14 protein-coding genes are annotated in these 20,553 nt (G+C 68.4%); 3 read left to right on the top strand and 11 right to left on the bottom strand.

Going from position 1 to position 20,553, the window contains the following annotated elements:
- Nucleotides 1–29: 29 nt before the first annotated feature.
- From AOM45_RS39270 to AOM45_RS39235, 8 genes are read right to left on the bottom strand one after another with little or no spacing between them, the layout of a single operon-like run.
- The gene (locus tag AOM45_RS39270) at nucleotides 30–224 is read right to left on the bottom strand and encodes a hypothetical protein (protein ID WP_030472635.1); all 195 of its coding nucleotides are present in this window, start codon (nucleotides 222–224) and stop codon (nucleotides 30–32) included.
- On the bottom strand, nucleotides 221–694 hold the full coding sequence (locus AOM45_RS39265; RefSeq protein WP_035913345.1) for a hypothetical protein: 474 nt from the start codon (nucleotides 692–694) through the stop codon (nucleotides 221–223). Before AOM45_RS39265 ends, AOM45_RS39270 begins: the two co-directional genes overlap by 4 nt.
- Nucleotides 695–712: 18 nt before the next feature.
- On the bottom strand, nucleotides 713–1,717 hold the full coding sequence (locus AOM45_RS39260; protein ID WP_030472637.1) for a C40 family peptidase: 1,005 nt from the start codon (nucleotides 1,715–1,717) through the stop codon (nucleotides 713–715).
- A gap of 2 nt (nucleotides 1,718–1,719) precedes the next feature.
- Nucleotides 1,720–2,313, bottom strand: a complete 594-nt coding sequence (locus tag AOM45_RS39255; RefSeq protein ID WP_030472638.1) for a hypothetical protein — start codon at nucleotides 2,311–2,313, stop codon at nucleotides 1,720–1,722.
- Between the two features lie 12 nt (nucleotides 2,314–2,325).
- Nucleotides 2,326–4,185 carry a hypothetical protein gene (locus AOM45_RS39250; RefSeq protein ID WP_030472639.1) on the bottom strand — a complete coding sequence of 620 codons (1,860 nt, stop codon included), beginning with the start codon at nucleotides 4,183–4,185 and terminating at the stop codon, nucleotides 2,326–2,328.
- Nucleotides 4,182–6,995 carry an ATP-binding protein gene (locus AOM45_RS39245; protein WP_051784591.1) on the bottom strand — a complete coding sequence of 938 codons (2,814 nt, stop codon included), beginning with the start codon at nucleotides 6,993–6,995 and terminating at the stop codon, nucleotides 4,182–4,184. The genes AOM45_RS39250 and AOM45_RS39245 overlap by 4 nt, the downstream gene beginning before the upstream one ends.
- Before the next feature lie 19 nt (nucleotides 6,996–7,014).
- Nucleotides 7,015–7,491, bottom strand: coding sequence for a hypothetical protein (locus tag AOM45_RS39240; RefSeq protein ID WP_030472641.1), 477 nt, complete (start codon nucleotides 7,489–7,491; stop codon nucleotides 7,015–7,017).
- A gap of 3 nt (nucleotides 7,492–7,494) precedes the next feature.
- Entirely contained in the window at nucleotides 7,495–7,773 is a 279-nt protein-coding gene (locus AOM45_RS39235) for a hypothetical protein (RefSeq protein ID WP_030472642.1), read from the bottom strand.
- A gap of 415 nt (nucleotides 7,774–8,188) precedes the next feature.
- Here AOM45_RS39235 and AOM45_RS39230 point away from each other — a divergent pair, with 415 nt between their 5' ends.
- Together AOM45_RS39230 and AOM45_RS39220 are read left to right on the top strand one after the other, a co-directional pair.
- Complete coding sequence (locus AOM45_RS39230) at nucleotides 8,189–8,452, top strand: ParB family protein (RefSeq protein ID WP_233442566.1); 264 nt, start codon at nucleotides 8,189–8,191, stop codon at nucleotides 8,450–8,452.
- A gap of 741 nt (nucleotides 8,453–9,193) precedes the next feature.
- Nucleotides 9,194–9,448 (top strand): efflux permease Rv1217c-related protein, encoded by a 255-nt coding sequence (locus AOM45_RS39220; RefSeq protein ID WP_030472645.1) that lies wholly within the window; start codon nucleotides 9,194–9,196, stop codon nucleotides 9,446–9,448.
- Here the strand turns inward: AOM45_RS39220 and AOM45_RS39215 are convergent.
- On the bottom strand, nucleotides 9,402–10,562 hold the full coding sequence (locus AOM45_RS39215) for a threonine synthase (protein WP_236703992.1): 1,161 nt from the start codon (nucleotides 10,560–10,562) through the stop codon (nucleotides 9,402–9,404). The two genes, AOM45_RS39220 and AOM45_RS39215, sit on opposite strands and share 47 nt — an antisense overlap.
- 112 nt (nucleotides 10,563–10,674) lie before the next feature.
- Between AOM45_RS39215 and AOM45_RS39210 the strand changes: the two genes are divergently transcribed.
- Entirely contained in the window at nucleotides 10,675–11,874 is a 1,200-nt protein-coding gene (locus tag AOM45_RS39210) for a S8 family peptidase (protein WP_030472647.1), read from the top strand.
- 50 nt (nucleotides 11,875–11,924) lie between these two features.
- Here the strand turns inward: AOM45_RS39210 and AOM45_RS39205 are convergent, their stop codons facing one another.
- Nucleotides 11,925–12,449: a hypothetical protein gene (locus tag AOM45_RS39205; RefSeq protein WP_156094340.1), complete on the bottom strand. Its 525-nt coding sequence runs from the start codon at nucleotides 12,447–12,449 to the stop codon at nucleotides 11,925–11,927.
- 11 nt (nucleotides 12,450–12,460) lie between these two features.
- The gene (locus AOM45_RS39200) at nucleotides 12,461–20,509 is read right to left on the bottom strand and encodes a DNRLRE domain-containing protein (RefSeq protein ID WP_051784574.1); all 8,049 of its coding nucleotides are present in this window, start codon (nucleotides 20,507–20,509) and stop codon (nucleotides 12,461–12,463) included.
- Between the last annotated feature and the right edge of the window lie 44 nt (nucleotides 20,510–20,553).

The following is a 20,553-nucleotide window of genomic DNA, read 5'->3' as shown; positions in this document are numbered from 1 at the left end:
CACGCGCTCCGGGCCTCGTCGTCACATCTCTAGTCCTCGTCGTCGCCGCGGAACTTCTTGTCCGCTTCGTCAGCGGCGCGAGTGCGTTCCCTGGCGATCTCCAGCGCGCGGGCCGCCGTGGCCTGGTCCGGATAGGGTCCCATCCGATCGCCGCCCCTGCAGCCCTTGCCCTGCTCGACGGCCTGGTGGGTCAGGCAGTAGTACCAACCGCTCGTGTCACTCATACGCGTTCGCCTCCCAAAGGCGCCGGGAATCCCCGCGGCGGCGTGGACTGGTTGGCGTTGGCGTACTCCGACGGGATCGGGTCCAAACACGAGACCAGCACCGTGCGGTCTTCGGCGTTCTCGATCTTACGTCCGGAACGGTCCCGGTAGACCAGAGATCCGTCGGAGTCGATCTCCACGATCGCGCCGACCTCGGCCAGCTGGTCCTCGTCGAGGTCGGCGAGCTTCTCGTAGCGCGACGGCACCACCCGGTAGATCGGCCACTTCAGGTGACCGTAGGTGCGGTGGAAGTCCGCGAGCAGGTGCGTCAGGTGCTGCTGCCACGGCAGCGGCATCGCCTCGGCCAGCGCACGCGGGATGACCACGTAGTCGGCGGACACCCCGGGAGCACCGGCCGCCATGTAGTCACGCACTGGTGTGCTCGACGCGGGCGGTCCGGAAGGCCTCGGGATGGGGTCGTGGTTGAACATGCAGCGCCTCCCCGCGATCTACACGCCCGGCCGGACGGCCAGCGGCATCAACTCGTAATAGTCCCAGTTGATCTTGCTGATCTTCACCACGTCACCCGTCTGTGGCGCGTGGATGTACTCGTTGTTGCCCAGGTACATGCCCACGTGGTGCACAGTGCGCGGGTTCGACGTGTCGGTCGCCCAGAAGATCAGGTCGCCTGCCTGGGCGTCGCGCACCGGGAGGTGGGCGCCACCCTTCTCGTACTGGTCGTTCGCCACGCGCGGGATCTTCACGCCGGCCGTCGCGAACGCCTTCACGAGGATGCCGGAGCAGTCCCACGCGTCCGGGCCGTTGCCGCCCCACAGGTACGGCTCACCCAGCTGTTGCTTGGTGAACTCGATGGCGCTGGCCGCCGCGTTCGAGCCCAGCAGGAACTGGCCCGCGCCCGAACCGCAGCCCGCCGGGTCGCTGATCTGCCCGAGCTCGCTCAGCAGGAACGCGGCCATCGACTCCCAGTTGTGGTACCGGTCGGGGAACGCCGACCGTTCGACGGCCTGCGCCGAGTCACCGGGCCGCCTGTTCTCCCAGTCCGGCACCTTCAGCAGCACGTCGTAGAACTTGTTGATCGCGTACGTCGGGTCGGTCACCTGGGCCGGTGTTCCCCAGCCCATCGACGGACGCATCTGGAAGATCCCGAGCGAGTCGCGGTCGCCGTAGTTCAGCGGACGCAGGCCCGACTCGGTCATGCCCGCCTGGATCGCGACCTGCCACGCGAGCGGCGGCAGCTTGCGCTCCTGGCCGATGGAGATGATCCGCGCGACGATGTTGCGCTGTTCGTCGTTGAGCCGCGCCGCGTCGGCCTGGCCCTTGGCGGCGCCGCCTCCCGCGTCCCACGGCCCGATGGCGGCGTTGCAGCCCATCAGCTGGAAGTTGCCGGTCACCGCGGGATTGGTGGAGTTGCTGACCACCTGCGTCACACCGGAGGTCGCCACCGCGATCACGACGATGGCGACGAGAGCCCCGATCAGCAACATCAGGCGCATGGTCAGCCCGCCTTCGTGTAGCTGTTCACGCGCCACTTCCCGTCCGGCGCCTTGACCAGCGTGATGACGACCTTGCCGAGATCGGTGCCCACCTCGAAGTCAGCCGACGACGTGAACGACTTCTTCGGCGTGACCTTCTGGGTGATCTTGTCCGGCACGTTCTTGGGGTCGATCGTCGCCATCTGCGCGAGGAACTCCTCCGTCGTGTACGGACGGAGCTGCGTGAGCCACTTGTTGACGTCGTCGTCCGGTGGCGGCTTGATCCAGTTCTCCGCCCACAGCTCGGCGACCAGCTGCGCGTCGGCCTGGGGCGGAGCGGCGGACGCGGAGATCGACGGCGCCGGTTCCTTGGTGGGCAGCGAGGCGCCGCTGGCCGGCAGCTGCCCCACCTGCGTGCCCTGCTGCGACGTCGACGGGCCCCCGGCCGTCGGCGTGGACGGTTTGCGGTCCAGGACCTTCGGGATGATCACGCCGAGCGCGACGACCAGCACCACGAAGATGATGATCGAGGCGGCGAGGTGACGCGGGGAACGCAGCGGCCAGCCCCAGAGCCTGCGGTACACCGCGGCACGGCCGCGGTTGGTTCGGATCGGCACCTACGCCTCCCTTCAGTTGTCCCTGACTTCGAAACCGCGCGACGGTCGGTAGATCACGTGCACCTGACGTCCTGCCACCACTTCTGTCTCGGCCCTGCGAGGTTCCTGCACCGGGCCGGAGTAACCGCCTGAGCGCGACGGCACGAGCACCGCGTCGTCGACCCGGTCCCACTGCCTGTCCGTGACCGGCGGGCTGTCCACCACGCGCGACCGGCCGACCGGCAACGCCGCCGGGCCCGATCCCGCGGGCAGTGCCCCCGCGCGCACGCCGGAACCCTCGCCACCGCCGATGATCTGGCCGGGCTGGGAGTCGCGGTCGAGCCGTTGCGCCGTCGCCATGACCGGGCTGGAGGCTTCCGGGCGCACCCGGTTGCGGCCGCGCTGCGGCACCTCGTCGTCGGTCTCGTTCTCCCGCACGGACTCCCAGAACTCGTCCTGCGGCGACGGGCCGGTCTTCTTCTTGCCCATCATCTTCGACCAGACGCCACCGCTCATCGGCAGGACGTTGCCCGCGGAGCCGACCGACATCTCGACCATCTGCCACATGCGGCGCAACGGTTTGCCGATGACGAAGCAGATGAGCGTCAGCATCAGGCCGAGCAACGTCCGCGTCAGCAACGAGAGCCCGCTCGCGTTGAAGATCGCCTGCAGCAGCAACGCGTGGACACCGGCGAGCACCGCGAGCACCAGCACGTTGAACACCGTCACGGCGGCCGCGCGCGCGACCTTGCGCAGCAGGTCGTGGTGGATCAGCGCGACCAGGCCGATGAGCGGCCCGGCGAGCGTGAGGATGCGCAGCAGCAGCTGGGCCAGCAGCACCGCGGCCTTCGCGAACAGCTGGAACAGCGAGAACGCGATGGACTGCAGCAGCGCGAGGAATCCCGCACCGGTGCGGCTGCCGTCGGTGCCGTCGAAGTAGCCCTTCGCGGTGCCGAGCTGGGCTTCCAAGGCCTTCCACTCGGCCTTCTTCGCCTCCAGGGCCGCCTGGTCCGCGTCCTTGTGCTCGGCGATCTCCGTCGTCGTCCACGCCTGCGCCTTGAGGATGCGCGGGCCGTACTCGCTGGCCTGCGGAGCTTCCGGCGTGCCGAACGCGCCGCGCAGCCAGCTCTGGTAGACGACCGCGTCGTGCAGTTTCGTCGGGAGAACGTGCAGTGTGCCTTGTTCTTCCGGCGCCTCGATGAAACCCGCCTGGATCTCCGAGGTCTTGGAGACCAGCGTGTTGTCGAGGAGGTTGTAGAACTGAGGTAGCGCGAGAGTCGACGTGGCGAGCCACATCGCGGCCAACGCCCAGAGCCCGCGTTTGGAGATCGTGGCGAAGTCACCGGTCCAGATCTGGCGGAACATCAGGATCGCCAGGATCAACGCCACCAGGCCGAACCAGCGCAGGTAGACGTTGTCGTAGACCTTCTGCACACCGTTCTTCACGGCGTCGTCCAGCGGGACCAGCAGACCGCGGCCCATCACCGTGTAGTGCAACGCGTTCGTGGCACCGACGATGTTCTTGCCGATGCTGAACAGCTCGTTGCCCGCCCACGTGTCGATCGTGGCGTTGGCGTCCGGGACGACGTTGCACTTGGTCGTGTAGGTGTGCCACACCATGCCCGCGTAGCCGTACTCGAGGTACGGCGAGCCGGGCAGGCCGTTGCCGACGGGCGGGTCGAGCGCGCCGACCATGCCCGCGCCGGGCCGTTCCGGATTCGGCGGGTCGCCACAGGTTTGGGCGTGCGCCATCGGGGCACCCAGGACCACCTGGAGCGCCAGGATGGCTGCCACGAGGCTCACCGACCTGGTGCGTGCTGACATGCGCAGGTGGAACCGCCGCCTGGCCCAGAGCAAGGCGGCGATCACCAGCACAACCGTCAGCGCCGTCATGCGGCGCCGTCCCGGTGGCGGTTGGTGCCGTCACCGTGGCCCACCAGATGAGCCTCGTCCTCCGTCAGTCCGAGTTCCATGTCCGCCGCCAGTTCGTCGTCGATCTCGTCGGGCACGTAGGCGGGCGGCTGGGGAGCCGCGCTGGTGTCGTCCGCCGGCACGAGCTCGCCCTTGCCGTTGTCGCGCTTGGCATCGGGGGTCGTGTCGAGGGCGTTGCGCAGGTGCTCGAGGTGCGGGCCGCTGAAGTCGATGCGGATGCGCTCCACACCGCCGGCACCGTCACCGAAGATGAACTGCCGCGGCGCGCGGTCGCGTTCGGTCGCGGTGCGCTCGCCACCGGGACGGCGGCCGAGCGACGCGATGACCTGCTCGTACCCGGCTCCGACCGGAACCTTGAGCAACCGCAACGCGTCCGCCTGCGCCTGGTCGTCGTCGAGCCTGCCGACGAAGACCGAGTCGAGCAGTGCCACGAAGCCCTGGATCTTCAGGAAGTCCGCTGGGATCTGCGACGACAACAGCACGCGGACGTTCCACTTTCGCGAGTCACGCGCGAAGCGGTTCATCAGCACGCGACCGGTCGGGACCTCGGAGAGGAAGAACGCCTCGTCGATCCAGACGCCCTTGCGGAGGTCCTTCGGCCGGTCGTAGATCGACCGCTGGGTCAGCCAGGCGGCCAGGTTCAGCATCTCGACGCCGAGCGACTCCGCGTCGGTCCAGTGCTCGCGGCCGACGCCGTCCTTCGGCAGGTTGAGGCCCGCCATCGTCAGGACGGTGAGGCGGTCGTCGCGCTGCTCGTTGTACGGGTCGTGGTTGTCCTCGGGGATCAGCAACGACATGCGCTCGCGCATCTCGTCGAGGAAGTCCGCGACGACGACGGCGTGCTCGTGGTGCTCGGACGCGTCCCGGCGCAGCGCCTCGAAGACGAGACCGGGGTGCGCGTCGAAGCGGCCACCGACCGTGCGGACGGCACGCAGCAGCACGATGCGCGTCTGGGGCAGCCGCGCGACCTCGAACGGCAGCAGACCGGTGAGCACGTCCAGCACCAGACGACGACGGGTCGCCGCCGCCAGTGCCTTCTCGCGGCGCCAGGCCCGTTCGGGGTCGTCCTCGTCGAGGAAGTGCTCGATCATCGGCTCGGCGACCACCCGGTACGGGTTGAGGATGCCGGGCTGGGCGTTGAGCAGGTTGATCGGACGCGCGTACGGCCGCAGCTCCGGCAGGTCGCACAGCGCGGACAGCGGGCCGGACGGGTCAAGCAACGTCCAGTGCGCGCCGGCCCGCAGGGTCTTGTAGACCATGCCGCCGCCGAGGAACGACTTACCGGCACCCAGGCCCGCGACCATCGCCGTCAGACCCGACGCGTCGCGGAGCTCCTGCGCCATCCACGGGTCCCAGGCGACCGGGCGGCGCGTGGCCGTGACGGTCTCGCCCAGAAGAATTCCGCGGCGGTCGCCGACCTCGGCCGTGGCCGTCGGAACCGCTGAAGCGGCCCACAACACCGAGCCGCGGCGCAGGTACGCGCCGTTGGACAGCGGTTCGCCGGGGATGAACTCGCGGGCGATCGCGTACTGCGCCTCGGGGTGCTCGATCGCGATCTTCGGCTTGTACAGCTCGAGGAGGGACTGGGCGAGCCGCAGCGCCTCGCGCTCGGTCGGGCCGCTGACCGCGAGCCGCCACCAGCTGCGCACCCGGGTGCCCAGCGCGGTGAAGCCCGACGTCATCTCGTCGTCGATCTCCAGCACGCGGCCTGCCTGGCGGGCGAGCGACTGCGGCGGGTCGAGCTCGTGCTCGTCGGTGTAGTGGCGGACCTGCGAGCGCACCTTGCTCATCTGCCGCGACAGCTCGCCCGAGACCTCCTCGGGCTTGCGCACGTAGATGCGGGCGGACCACTCGACACTCGCCGGGAGCCGGTCCGCGCGCTGCACCCACGGGTCGTCGACCTCGGGGATCTGCAGGCCGTGCATCAGCCCGACCGTGAGCACCGCGACGTGCCGCTTGATGCCCGCGTTCGAGCCGGTGCGGCCGCGCACGGTCACCGTCGGCGAGTAGGGCTCCTGGTGGAAGTCCGCGGCGTCGGTGAACGACGCCAGGTCCTCCGGTTCCCACGCGGCACCCGGCACGGCGGGCAGGTTGCGCGGCGCGGGCAGCCCCAGCGAGCACGACCGGTGCATCAGCCAGGACATCTCCTCGGCCGTCGCGGGACGGCCTTCGAGACCGGCGGACCCGATCACCTGGTCGAGGTGCTCGACCTCGGAGTCGAGCGCGACCAGCTCGGCGTCAACGGCGTCCGGGAAGACCTTGCGCAGCACCGGGGCGGCCCGTTCGACGGCGCGGTCCATCATGTTGCGGGTCTGCACCTGGACGCCCAGGTAGACCTCTTTCTCCGCCATCGAGCGGCCCATGAGCTGCTGCTGCTCGCCGACCATGTAGTCGTCGAACGACAGCGTGCCGGGCGTGTCCGGCAGGCGCTTGACGGCGTTGTGCACGTGCGCCTCTGCCCACATGCGGATCGGGTACGGCCGCGTGGTGACCCGCAGGTGCATCCAGCGGCCCTGCAGCTCGGCGTACTGACCGGCGATGGCGGCGATCAGGTCCTGGCGCTGCGAGTCGCTGCGGAACGACCAGCGCTGCGGCGCGAGCCGGTACCAGGCGTAGACCTCCTGGCCGGTGCGCAGCAGGTGGCCGTCGATGCTGCGGGCCGCGATCGACGGCGTGTAGCTGGGCACGGCCTGCTCGCCGGGCAGGCGCCGGCCGCGCTTCGAGTAGACCTGCGCGCGCTCGCGGGGATCGGCCGCGGCGTGCTGGGCGATGTGCTGGGCGGAGCGACGGTCACGGTCTCGCCGGCGTCCGAACACCGCGAACCTCCTTCTTACGGCTGGCTGACGTCCGGCGGGTCTGGGCCTGCTGTCTCGCCCGTCGTTGTTGTTTCTTGCTCAACTTGGGACGAGGCCGCTGGGCGCTGACCCGGATCCGGGCGGCGCTGGCCGCTCCTCCAGAGCTTGCCGTGCGTTCTCGAGGTGCGGTGAGCTCGCGGACCCACATCGACATGACGGCCGTGAGAGGCCGCTCATGACTGATCCGCGCCGTGATGAAGCGCGTGAGGAGGATCGTGGCGACGAGGGCCCACGCGGTCGAGAAGAACCCGAACCCGACGCCCATCTGCCGCTCGATCGTGAGTACGACGAGGAAAACGACGATCCCGACGCCCCACGCGACGTACCGCGCGCGCCAGGGAAAAGTCGCTTTGGGCGGGCCGAGCCAGACGGCGTCGACCCGGTAGACCTCGTCGTCAGTGCGGACCCGCACGTGTCAGCCTCCGACGAACAGGCCGGCGAGCCACTTGCCGATGTTCGACCCCGCGTCGGTGGTGACCGCGAGGCCGATGATGGCCAGGGCGACGATCACGCCACCGAGGCGGCGCATGACACCCGCGTTGTCACCTTTGCCACCTCCCAGCCAGAGGAGGAGGAGCGCGACGGTGAGCAGGAGCAGCGGAACGATGTTGTCCAGGATCCAGCCGCGGACATTGCCTGTGCCCGGCACCGTCGGCTGCTGCTGAGCGAGTGTCACCAGGTCCATGGCGGTCATTAGGTACTCCAGAGTGCGCTCGGGCTTGCGCTACGAGTAGAACACGAGTTCGTCACGTCGTGTGAAGCTGTTGGTGCGGGCTGTAGATCATCTGGCCGTTCCCCCTGGGAGGAATTACGTCTAATCTGGCCGACACATCATCACTGAGGAGAGGTCAGTGGGGAACACCCGGCTCAAGATTCTCTCCGTCGCTGGCAAGGTTCACCCGACTGCGAACGCCCTGGTCACACACAGTGCGTGCGTCCCAAACACGCGCACGTGTCCACTCATGTGAACGCCCAGATCGGCCGGTTCGCGACCCCTCCGCGGGCGCGCTCCGGAGCGACGACTCCGAGGAGATTCGCCGATGCTCGAACCTGACCTCGTGCCGGACGGAAGTGTGGACGGAATCACAGCCTCCCCTAGTGCTCCAGGCGTGGATCAGCCTACCGGGGAGGGCCCGCAATCCCGGCGCCGGGTCCAGCGGACGATCAACTTCGACAGGTCGGTGCTGGAGCGGGCTCGTGCGGCGGCCACGTACCTGGCGTCCTACGAGCCTCAGGCCGGGGTGCGGTCGCTGGCGGACATCGTGAATCCGGCGGTGCTCGCCTATGTGACCGAGTTGGAGGAGCTCTACAACGCCGGAGAGCCGTTTCGGCCCGTTCTCCGGATGCCCTCGGGGCGGCCTGCCAAGCGGTGAGGTGCGACCCGCCTTCGTCAGTCTTCATGAATTTGTGAAACCTGTGTAGCTTCTGAACCATGTTACGGTTCCTGCTGCGCCGCGACCGGATCGTCCTGGCCTCCTGGATCGTGCTGATCGCAGGCGTGGTCCTCAGCGTCACCGGCCAGTACACCCGGATGTTCCCCAGCCCGGACTCCGCCCTCGCCTTCGCCCACGACGTCGCGGGCAACGCGGCGCTCACCGCGTTCACCGGCCAGCTCACCGACCCGACGCTGCCCGGCCTGATCAGGTGGAAGATCGCCGACGTCGCGTTCACCCTGACGTCCCTGATGGCGATCCTCACGGTCATCCGGCACACCAGGGCCGAGGAGGAGTCCGGCCGCCACGAGCTCCTGCGCGCCACCCCCGTCTCCCGCCTCGCTCCCCTCGCTTCCGCGCTCGCCCTGGCCGTGGGCGCTTCGCTGCTGACCGGCGGATTGGTGGCGGCGATCGGCGGACTGCGGTTCGGCGCCGCGGTGGCCGCGCCGGGGCTGGTGTTCGCGGGTGTGGCCGGGGTGGCCGCACAGCTCACCGAACGGTCGTCGACAGCGAGGCTGATCGCGTGCGGCGTGCTGGGCGTGACGTACGGGGTGCGGTTCGCGGCGGACGGCAGCGGGGTGCTGTGGCTGCGGTGGTTCTCGCCCAACGGGTGGAGCCACCTCGCGTTCGCACAGGCCTGGGTGTTCGTGGTGCCGGTCGTGGCCGCCGCGGCGTTTCGCCGTGGGGTTCGTGCCGCAGGCGGCCGCGGCGATCTCGTTCGTGGTGTGGCTGGTGGTCAACATGTTCGGCGAGATCGTGGGGCCGTCGCTCGGCATCGACTACGGCGTGGCGAACCTGGTGTCGCCGTTCCACTTCCTGCCGCGCGTGCTGACCGGGGAACAGCTCACCGCCGCGCCCCTGCTCGGGCTCGCGGCGGTGGCCGTCGTGCTCAGTTCCGCCGGTGTGGCGCGGCTTCGGGTGCGGGACCTCGGTTGACGCTCGGGTACTTGATGCCCGCTCCGGTGTTCAGCACGACCACCTCGTCGTCCGCCGCGAGCCAGCCGTTCGCACGCAGAGCCCGGACCGCGCTGATCGTGGCGGCGCCTTCCGGGCACAGGAAAACTCCTTCGAGACGGGCACATTCGGCGCGGTCGGCTTCGATGCGCTCGTCGTCGACGGCGAGCGCGGTGCCGCCGGTTTCCCTTATGGCCCGCAGGATGATGAAGTCCCCCAACGGTTTCGGCACGTTGATGCCGAACGCGTCGGTGTAGGCGTCCTCCCAGAACGCCGACTCCGCCGCGCCCTCGTCGAACGCCCTGACGATCGGGGCGCAGCCGGTGGACTGGACGGCGACCAGCCGCGGCATCGGCCCGGTGATCCAGCCGAGCTCGCGCATCTCGTGCAGCGCCTTGTGAATCCCGATCAATCCGACCCCGCCGCCGGTCGGGTAGACGATCACGTCGGGCACGCGCCAGCCGAGCTGTTCGACGATCTCGTACCCCATCGTCTTCTTGCCCTCGATGCGGTACGGCTCGCGCAACGTGGAGGCGTCGAAGAGGGCGACGTCCGCGACGGCCTTGGCGGCGTCGGCGATCGTGCCCGGCACGATCCGCAGCTCGGCGCCGCTCGCCTCGACCTCCTCGCGGGTGATCAGCGGGGCGTCGTCCGGCATCGCGATGACGCTGCGCAGACCCGCGCGGGCCGCGTACAGGGCCCAGGCGGCGCCCGCGTTGCCGTTGGTCGGCATCTTGATGCCCTCGACGCCGAGCTCCTTCGCCCTGGCGACCCCGACGGCCGCGCCGCGGGCCTTGAACGAGCCGGTCGGGATGAGCGACTCGTCCTTCATCAGGATCTTCGCGTCGAGAGCCCGGCTCAGCGCGGGCAACGGCACGATCGGGGTCATGCCCTCGCCGAGGCTGAAGGCGGGGTCGGGATCGCGGACCGGCAGCACGTCGCGGTAGCGCCAGAGGCTGTTCTCGCTGGTGGGACGGCCGACCCTGGTGAGGTCGTAACGGGCCAGCAGCGGTGACGCGCACTCGTGGCAGAGGTTCTGGACGGTGTCGGCGTCGTGGCTCAGGCCGCAGCGAGCGCACTCCAGGTGAGTCAGCACCCGTTCATCAATACAGGCGGATGCGCTCACCGATTTACACCCGAAAGTACTAACGCTTCTGCCCGTTCGGGTGAGAACATCGTGATCCCTGCTCCTGCCCCTGAGGAGAGACATGCGACGACTCACCGTCCAGGCCCTGTTCGCAGCCGTCCTGCTCGCCGCCGCCGTTCCCGCCGCTCCCGCCAGTGCCGACACCCAGACCAGCGGATACATCGTCCTGCTGAAGGACGGCGTGAGCGTGTCCAGCGTGACCGGCCTTCTCGGCGTCACCGTCGAAAACGTCTACACCTCCGCCGTGCGCGGTTACTCGGGACACATGACCGCCACGACCGCGGCACGCCTCGCGCGTGACCCGCGGGTCGCCCTGGTGCAGCCCGACGGCGTGGCCTCGATCGCCGCGCAGACCCTGCCCACCGGCATCGACCGCATCGACGCCGAGCAGAGCCCGACCGCCCGGATCAACGGCACCGACGAACGCGTGAACGTGGACGTCGCCGTGATCGACACGGGCGTCGACCTCGACCACCCCGACCTCAACGTCAACACGGCAGGGGCCAAGAACTGCTCCACCGGCCGCAGCGCCGACGACGGCAACGGCCACGGCACCCACGTGGCGGGCACCATCGGCGCGCTCGACAACGGCAACGGGGTCGTCGGCGTCGCCCCCGGCGCCCGCATCTGGCCGGTCCGCGTGCTCAACAACCAGGGCAGCGGCTCGTTCTCCGCGATCATCTGCGGCATCGACTACGTGACCGCGCACGCGAACGAGATCGAGGTCGCGAACATGAGCCTCGGCGGCTCCGGCAGCGACAGCGCCTGCGGGTCCAACAAGGACGCGATGCACGAGGCGATCTGCCGCTCGGTGTCCGCCGGCGTGACCTACGTCGTGGCCGCGGGCAACAGCGCGGCGAACTCGTCGACGTTCGTGCCGGCCACCTACGAGGAAGTCGTCACGGTCAGCGCGCTGGCCGACTTCAACGGCCAGCCGGGTGGCGGAGCGGCTTCGACGTGCCGTGCCGACGTGGACGACACGTTCGCCGACTTCTCGAACTACGGCGCTGACGTGGACGTCATCGCTCCTGGCGTCTGCATCCTGTCGACCTGGAAGGGCGGCGGCTACAACACGATCTCGGGCACGTCGATGGCCAGCCCGCACGTCGCGGGTGCGGCGGCGCTGTACAAGTCGACCCACCCGAGCGCGTCCCCGGCGGCCGTGAAGTCGGCTCTGCAGGCCGCGGGCACGAACAACTGGAACTCCGCGACCGATCCGGACGGCACGCACGAGCCTCTGCTCAACGTCGCGTCGTTCTGATCCCCGTGGACGGTGCCGGGCGGGCAGGCCCGGCACCGTCCTTCGTAGAGCTACGAACCGATCTCGGCCCTGATCGCGGCGTACAGCGCGGGATCGAGCCGTTCGACGACCGGCAGGTGTTCCGGCACGTCGAGCCTCTCCAGCACGTACACCCGCAGGCCGTACCTGGTGTCCTCCCACGGAGGAGGCTCCAGCTCCCAGGCCTCGCGGACGACCCGCAACAGCCTGCTCACCCACTGCTCGTCCATCGGCCGAGCCTCGAGCGCGGGCTCGATCAGCGGCTGCCACAGGACGTAGTCGGCGATGTCCATCGGCTGGAGGGGCCGCAGCTCGCGGTCGTGGTCGATCGCCTGCTCGACCTCGGCCTTGATCTGTTCCGCGAAGAACGGACGGCATTCCGGCAGGTTCAGCCACAGGAAGTCGCCGAGGAGCCCGATGCTCCACTGCATCCTGTCCGTCGGAGCCGGGACGGGCGACGTGCCGAACGCCGCCTCCACCGGGCTGCCCCTGCGAACCGGAACCGACGATCCACCCGGAAGCTGGATCCGCACCCAGTCGTCCTCTTTCTCAGCCATGATCCTCTTCCTCACGCCGTTCCGCAGTTCGGATCGGCCGCGCACTGCTGCATGCGCATGTAGTCGCCCACAACGCCGGTGACGTCGAACGTCTCGATGAACGCGCTCTCGAAGCCCCTGTTGTATGCCGCCACACCGAACCCGAGAACCCCGAGCACGTTGCCCGCACCGTTGGCGAACTTCGGGAACCCGCCCTTGAAGATGGGCCTGCCGCCGTAGCCCGTCTCGAACGTGGCGCCGGTGATGTCGGCGACGGCCGAGTTCTTCATCGCGTTTTCCATGTTCGTCCGGAAGTTGTGGTTGCCCGACGCGTCGACAGCCCTGATGTGGTTCACCACCTTGCCACCGGTGTCCTTGGTGGTCAGAGCGTCCCACAGGTCGGCGGCCTCGACCCTGGCCCTGGAGATGTCCTCGGCGTCGGGCAACGTACCTCCCTTGCCGGCGGCGATGTTCGCCTCCACCTTGCGGACGTCCTCCAGCCACTTCGAGAGCTGGTTGAACTGCCTCGCCGCTTCGTCGTAGTGCCACCGGTTCTGCTGGGCGCCGAGCTGGTTGCCGGTCTGGAGCTCGTAGCGCAGCGCGTCTCCGGTGGTGCCGCGCCCGTACACCTGCACGCCCGGCTTGCCGTAGATGTCCTTGACGATGCTCTGGAGCTTCTTGTCCTTGACTTCGGGTGCCGGTGTCGCGTCGACCTTCTTCGCCGTGCCGCCCAACGGCAGCGGCAGGCCGTCACCGCTCGGCGCCGGCGCGGGTGCCGTGATCATGTTCAGGTAGTCGTCGAACCAGTCGTGCCCGTTGAGCTCGATCCGGCTGATCGGGTTGCCGCTCGTGAACGCGTACCGGTTGCCCGTGAACGGATCGCTGTCGAGGCTGAGGTCGGCCAGCGCGCCGTTGTACATGTCCCGCGTCGTGAACCGGTTGAGGCCGGGGTTGTAGTCGCGGAAGCCCATGTCGTACGAACCGGACGACGGGTCGAACCTCTTGCCGTTGTAGCGGTAGAAGTTGAACGGCTGCTTGCCGGGCTGCTGCGCGTCCGGCTTGTCGATGCCGGTGAAGGCCTCGCTGTCGTCCTTGCCGTAGGCCGTGTACCCGTACGTCGCCCGCGTGTCGCCGTCGTCCTTCGTCAACGTCTCCACGTCGGTGTGCGGGTTGTAGCCGTAGTAGGAGTCCTCGGCCACCCCGGGACCGGTGCCGTCGGTGTCCTTCTTGATCTGGGTGAGGCGCTGCCCGAACGCGCTGTACTGGTAGGTGCGCTGCAGCTGGCCCGCGATCGTCTCCGAGACGACCTTGTCGGACAGGCCGAGGTAGGCGAAGTCGGTCGTCTTGCCGTCCTCGGTCCTCGACGACGTGCGGTCGAGCGGGTCGTAGGCGTAGGTGGTGGTCTTCAGCCCACCGCCGTCGGCCTGCTTGCGGTGCTCGACGGTGCGGTCGAACCCGTCGTACTCGTAGGCCTCCACGATCTGACCGGCCGCGGTGACGGAGTCGAGACGGCCGAACGGGTCGTAGTTGTACGACGCGACCGTGCCCGACGCCGAAGCCGACAGCAGGCGGTTGCGGTCGTAGTTGTACGTCGTCGTCTTGTTCTCGATGGTCTGCGACGTGACGTTGTTGTTGGCGTCGTGGACGTAGTCCTCGGTCTCCAGCACTGCGCCGGCGGCCGACTTCTTCGTCAGGGTGCGGATGCGGTCGAGCGGGTCGTAGCTGTACTCGCGCACCTCGTCCAGGTAGGCGGACGCGTTGTCCGCGTTCTGGACCTTCGACGCGTCCCTGTTCCGGTGACCGTTGGCGTCGTAGTCGATGACGTGCTGGGACACCAGCGCACCACCGGACTTCGACTCCACCTGCGAGGCGAGAGCGCCGTCCTGGTGGTAGCCGTAGACGACCTTGTTGCCGTTGGGCTTGGTCTCCTCCTTGACCTGACCGCGGTCGGTGTAGCTGTAGGAGGTGATCTTCGGTGTGCCACCGGTCTCGGTGTTCTTGACCTGCGCGACCAGGTCGCGCGGGTCGTAGGAGAACTCAGCGGACTGCTTGTCGTGCCCGCGAGTCAGCGGAGCACCGTTCTCGTTGTAGGAGAACGTGGTCGTGCCCTTGATGACCGAGGCCAGCTTCTCCTCGACCTTGGTCAGCTGGTTCAACCCGTTGTAGGTCAACGCGTAGGCGTCCACCTTCGCACCCGGCGACGAGTCGGTCAGCGACGTCAGGTTGCCGTTGGCGTCGTAGGACTGGCCGAACGTCTTCGACTCGTTGTCCGGCTCGGAGGCGTTGTTGCGCACCAGCTTCACCGCGTCGGCGAGCACGGTGCCGTCGGCGTTGTCGGACACCGTCACCTTGGCTGCGGTGCCGGCGGTGAACGCGAAGCTGCCGACGCTGACCCACTCGCCGCCCCGCTGCGTCTGGTTCACCGCGACGGTGGACCTCGCCGTGCCCGTCTCGACCGTGTACGGCGCGTTGGTCGCCGCGCCCGAGACGTCCTTCGGGTACTTGACGAACACCTCGTAGCTGCCGTCCTGCGGGATGACCGGCTTCCACGTGAACGTGGTGGCGCCGGTGCCGCGGGCGGTGCTGCGGTAGTCGTAGCCCTGAAACTCCGCCCCCGCGGACGAGGTGGTCCAGTTGCCCGCCAGCTCGACGAACCCGGTGTCGGAGTTGTCGGTCAGCGCCACGTGCAGGCCGACCGGCACACCACTGTCCGAACGCGACTTCAGCTTGCCGTCCGGGAAGTGGTCCCACGTCATCGTGCGGCTCGACGAACCACCGGCCGACGTCAGCGTCCGGGAGGCCTGCTGCCCGAGCGGGTTGTAGTCGTAGGTGGTGACGATGTTCCACGGGTCGGTGGACGAACGCACCCAGCCGGTGTCGAAGTAGGAGTACCTGGTGACGTTGCGGAGGGTCTGACCGGCCGAAGGCGGTGCGCTGACCTGCTCGACCCTGCCGATGGCGTCGTAGACGTAGGTCGTCTTGTCCGCGGTCTTGTAGCGCGAGTCGTCCTTGTCGAACGGCGTGAGCTTCTCGACCGGCCGGTTCAGCTTGTCGTACACGGTCTGCGCGACGAAGTCGTCGGCGTCGTCGGTGGTCTCGACGCCGCGCGGCGAGATGACGCGCGTGGAGTTGCCGACCTCGTCGTACTCGAACTTCGTGACCCGCGTGACGCCCGCCTTGTGCGGGACGCGTGCCTCGACGACCTTGGCGCGCTCGTCGTACACGAGCGTAGTGGTGTTGTTCTCCTTGTCGCGCTGGGTGGTGACGTTGCCGTCGCGGTCGAAGCCGACGTGCGTGGTCTTGCCCGCGGCATCGGTCGTGTCGACGGCGCGATGGTTGAGGTCGTAGGCGATCTTCGTGGTGTAGTCGGTGGTGTCGGCGGTCGCGTTCTTGCGCGGGTCCACCACGGTGATCAGGTTGCCGACGCGGTCGTACTCGTAGGTGATCTTCTTGTTGTCCGCGTCGGTCGCCGACTTCAGCTGGTAGATCTCGTCGTAGTCGTACCGGGCGACGTAGTCGTTCGCGTTCGCCGGCGTCAGGTTGCCGAGCGGCTGCGTCTCGGTCTTGAGGTTGCCCACCGAGTCGTAGGTGAAGCTGGTCTTGCGCTCAGGACCGGTCGGCGTGTCTTTGGGCGCCGTGGTCTCCAGCAACTGGTCGGCGTTGTCGTACACGGCCGTCGACACCGCGCCGTTGGGAGCCGTGGACTGGGTGACGTTGTCGTTCGCGTCGTAGACCGGTGCCGGCGAGGTGATGAAGAGGCCGGCGGCCTGATCCTTCGGCGTCCTGCGCTCCAGCGGACGGCCGAACACGTCGTAGGCGACCGTGCTGGTCTTGCCCAGCGCGTCGGTCGTGGACGTGACGTTGCCACGCACGTCGTAGACCGTGTTGGTCACCTTCCCGTACGCATCAGTCGTCTTCTTCGGATAGCCCGTCGGATCGAACTCCGAGTACGTGGTGGTGTTCTCGTTGGCGTCCGTGGACGTCTGCAGCTGCCCGAACTGGTCGTAGGTGTAGACGGACTTGTAGTCGTCCGGCGACGCCGTCGGCACGCCCTTCGGGTCGGTGACCGAGGTCAGGTTGCCCTTGGCGTCGTAGCCGAACGCCCACGCACGCCCCTCCGGCGACGTCTTCGAGGTCAGCTCGGCGACGTGGCCGTTCAGCGACGTCTGGTACGCCATCGTCGTGGCGGGCCAGTTGTTCGCCACCGCCTCGGCGTCCCGCAGCGAGGTGGGGTAACCGGTCTTCTGGTCGTAGGACCACGTCGACACCGCGCCGTTGTCCTCGGTCAGCTTGGTGACGTTGTTGCCGGCGTCCCACTCCAGCGCCGTGGTCTGGTTCTTGGCGTTGGTCGTCCTGAGTGGACGGCCGTACCCGTCGATGCGGAACTTGGTCTGGCGGTTCTCCGAGTCGGTGACGGTCGACTCCACCTCGGAGCCGGCCGAACCGTCGGGGTCGGCGTAAGCGAACGTCGTGGTGGCGTTCAGGCGATCGGTGATCGTCTGGAGCTTCCACTTGTCCTTCGGGTCAACCGGAGCCGTGTAGTAGGCGAGAACGGTGTCGTGGTTGCGCGGGTCGGTGACCTTGACCAGCTTGACGTTCTTGTTGCCCTGTCCGGCGTCGTAGCCGAACTTGAACGTCTTGGCGAGCGACGTGCCGGAGCCGTCGACGAGCTGGGTCAGCAAACCCTTGTCGTCGTATGAAAAGGTGATGGTGCGGCCCGAGACGTCCTTGAGCGACTGGACGTTGTCGATGATCTTCGGGTTCTGCGTCTCGCCCTTCTCCCAGTAGTCCAGGGTGAGCGTCTGCCGGCCGGACGGGTCGGTGACGTAGGCGAGGAACTTGCGCGGCTGGTTGTTCGACCTGCGCTCGGTGTAGGTGAACCGCTGCTCGTTGCCGTTGCGGTCGCGGACGGCGGTGAGCCAGCCCTCGTCGTCGAACAGGAACTCGGTGCGGTCCGGGCGGGTCATCTTCCAGCGCCGCGACTTGTCCGCGGCACCGTCGCGCTGCACGTACAGGTGCACGCCCGCCGGTTCGTCGTACGTCCACTGCGCCGGGTCGGAGCTGTTGTTCTTGTTGAGCTCGAAGGTGTGCGAGGTGCCGTCACCGTCGGGCAGCGTGATCCGGCTCGGGTGGTCCTGCCCCTTCGGGTGCAGCTCCAGGTACGCGCCCAGCCTCGTCACGCCCGCGGCGGCCAGCGACCAGCCCTGCCCGAGCGACGTGGCCGAGGTGTCCAGGCTGTTGTAGGTCATGCGCACGAACGAGTTCAGGCCCCGGCCGGGGTTGGTGAACGCGTCGTACGACCAGACCGTGTTGCCCGCGAACTGGTTCACCAGCACGTTCGAGCCGGACCCGGTCGACTTGCCCGCGTAGGAGTAGAACTTCTCCAGGCCCAGCTGGTCCGACGTCGGGTCCTCGACCGTGACGTTCTGCGGCAGCGCCGCGATCCCGCCCGTCGCGGACAGCCACGTGCCCGCGGTCTTGTTGCGCAGGTCCCAGTTCAGCACGAACTGCTCACGCTTGTTGCCCGCCTCGGACTGGATCGGCGTCTTGACCTTCGCCTGCACCGTGACGCTGCCGCCGGGCGGGACATCGGCCGGCAGTGCCGTTTCGAGGCGGTTTCCGCCGGTGGTGACGTCGGTGCCGTCGGGCAGGTTCCAGCGGTAGGACACGACCTGGTCCGCCGCGCGCCACGTCGACGTGGTCGAGTTCGTGACGGTCACCGGGATCGTGTACTCGTCGCCGGGGATCATCCGGATCGACGGGGTGTCCGGCGCGTAGTAGGTCATCTCCGCGATCGGCTGCGTGTAGGTGACCGTCAGCTTCGGCCGCAGATGCGGTTCCGCGGCCTCGTCGGACAGGAACAGAACCCGTTGCGTGGGGCCGTTCTCGTCGCGCAGCTTGACCTCGTAGCCGTAGTTGGTCGCGGGGTTGTCCACCCAGCCCTGCGCGGCCGCGGTCAGGTCCCAGATGTGCCGGTTCGGGTCGTTGGTGATGCCGGAGACGTTGTCGCCGGCCGCACCGATGTCACCACCCGGCGCCGTCCACGCCGTCGCCGTGGACGCCCGGTTCCACGTGACCTGGTTCTCCACGAAGGACTTCGTCAGCGGATGGCCGTCGAAGATCGCACCGGAGCCGGTGCTGTAGAAGCCCCACAGCGTCATCTCGGCGTTCGTCACCCGCGCACCGGCCGGCAGCGCGGACAGGTCGCGGAACCGGACGGCCGCCCGCGTCGTGCCGTAGGTGCCGGAACCCTTGCCCGCCATCAGCCACGGCTGGCCGCCCAGCGTGTCCAGGTTCGTGTTCGGCTGCGTCGACGACAGGGTCGCGTCGTCTGCGCCACCGCGGAACACCTGCGTGATGAACCCCGCCTTGGGCAGCCGCACCAGCTGCGTCGGACCCGGAATCACCTGTCCGTCACGGGTTTTCGCCGCGACCATGTAGTAGTAGGCGTTGCCGAACGGGTCCGGTGAATCCGCTGGCGTCGGCCGGGCGGTGGTGTCGGTGAACGTGGTCGTGGCCGGGGCGAGAGGCGCGACCAGCGTGGACTCCGACGGCGTGAACGCCTGGAACACCGACCGGTGCACCTGGTACTCCACCACGTCGTCGACCGGGTTGTTCGGATCCGGATCCGGGTAGGCGCCCCAGTTCAGCTCCGCACCCGTCGCGAAGATCTTCGTCGGTGCCTGCAGGTCCGCGCTCGGCCTGCCGTAGGTCAGGACCAGCTTCGGGGAGTTCTCGGTCTCCCCGTTGTAGGCGAACTCGGCGGCCTGGTAGATCGCACCACCGCGGTTCAGCGTCTCATCGGTCGACTTGACCATCAGGCCGAAGTTCGACGCCGAACCCGACACCCACTGCTGGGCGATGTTGCGGACGTCCCACTCGTGCCAGACGTTGCTCACGTTCGCCTGCTTGGTGGCGGTCGACAGCGCGGCCTCGGCGAACGCACCGTTGATCGAGTTCCACGTCGCCGTGTCCTCCGACCAGCCCTGCGTGACCCGCCGCACCTCGTGCACGTTGCTGTTGGCGCCGGTCCACAGCTCGGAGTCGTAGTACAGCCGCAGCTTCGCGCTCGTGAGCGCGGTGCCCGCGGGCACGACGCTCGTGTCGAACTTGATCAGCGTGCGGGCCTTGCCCCACGCGTCCGTGCCGACGGAGAGCTGGTAGCTCGACCCGTCGTTGCGATCCGGTGAGTCCGACCAGATCTGGACGTCCTGACCGGTGGTGGCGGTCGGCTGCAGCTTGATCGTCGGGTCGATGACGACCGGGTACTGCCGGTCCTTCGCGGTGAGCCAGCCCTGGTCCGCCTTCACCGTGACGGTGAGCTTCGAGCCCTGCTGCTCGACGGTCTGCGTGACCTTGTCGCTCCACACCTTGCCGTGCGGCGACTTGCGATCCGCCTTGTTGTCGAACATGAACGGCTTCGGCATGGTGAACAGCGGCGGTGCGTCCGGGTTGTCGAAGAACCCGATCGCGCCGTCCGGCAACGCCCGCGCCGTCACGCCGGAGAGGTCGAGGGTGAAGCGGTACGTCGCGTCCTTCGGCGCCTTGGCGAGGACGATCTTCTCCTTCAGCGCCTCGCCCGTGACCTGGTAGACCACGTCCGCGCTGTCGAACGCGCCGGCGTAGGTGACGACGTTCTTCTCCACCTTCGGCTTGACGACCCTGGACGTGCCGTCGATGCCGAGCCCGATCCGCCTGCCGCCGGCCTCGAACCGGGCGAGCTTGTCCGTCGACTCACCGAACAGGCTCGCGAAAGCGCTGGTGTCGGTGGCGAACCGGTAGCCGTCGCGCGGCTTCTCCCTGACGGTCGTGTCGACGTTCGGACGCGGCGAGACCTCTGCCTCGATCTGGCCGTCCGACAGCTGGAACAACCGCACCGACGGCGTCCGCCGCTCGGTCAGCTCCCGCACCCGCTTCGGCGGCTCCTGTCTCGGTCTGGGCGCCGCCTCGGCTCTGCCGCCGAACCACCCGGCGATCGACTGCCACAGCCCCGAAAATCCCAGTTCAGGAAGGTGGCCTGGGCCGTTGATCCCCGGTCCGGCGGGGACGCCGACCAACGCGAGAACGGTCAGTGAGAACACGACCAGAAGTTTTTTGGGCAGGCTGAATCCACGCGGCGGCACCA

Source organism: Lentzea aerocolonigenes (assembly GCF_000974445.1).
GTDB lineage: Bacteria > Actinomycetota > Actinomycetes > Mycobacteriales > Pseudonocardiaceae > Lentzea > Lentzea aerocolonigenes.
The sequence above is the reverse complement of the archived record's forward strand: the minus strand, read 5'-3'. Positions and strand labels throughout refer to the sequence as shown.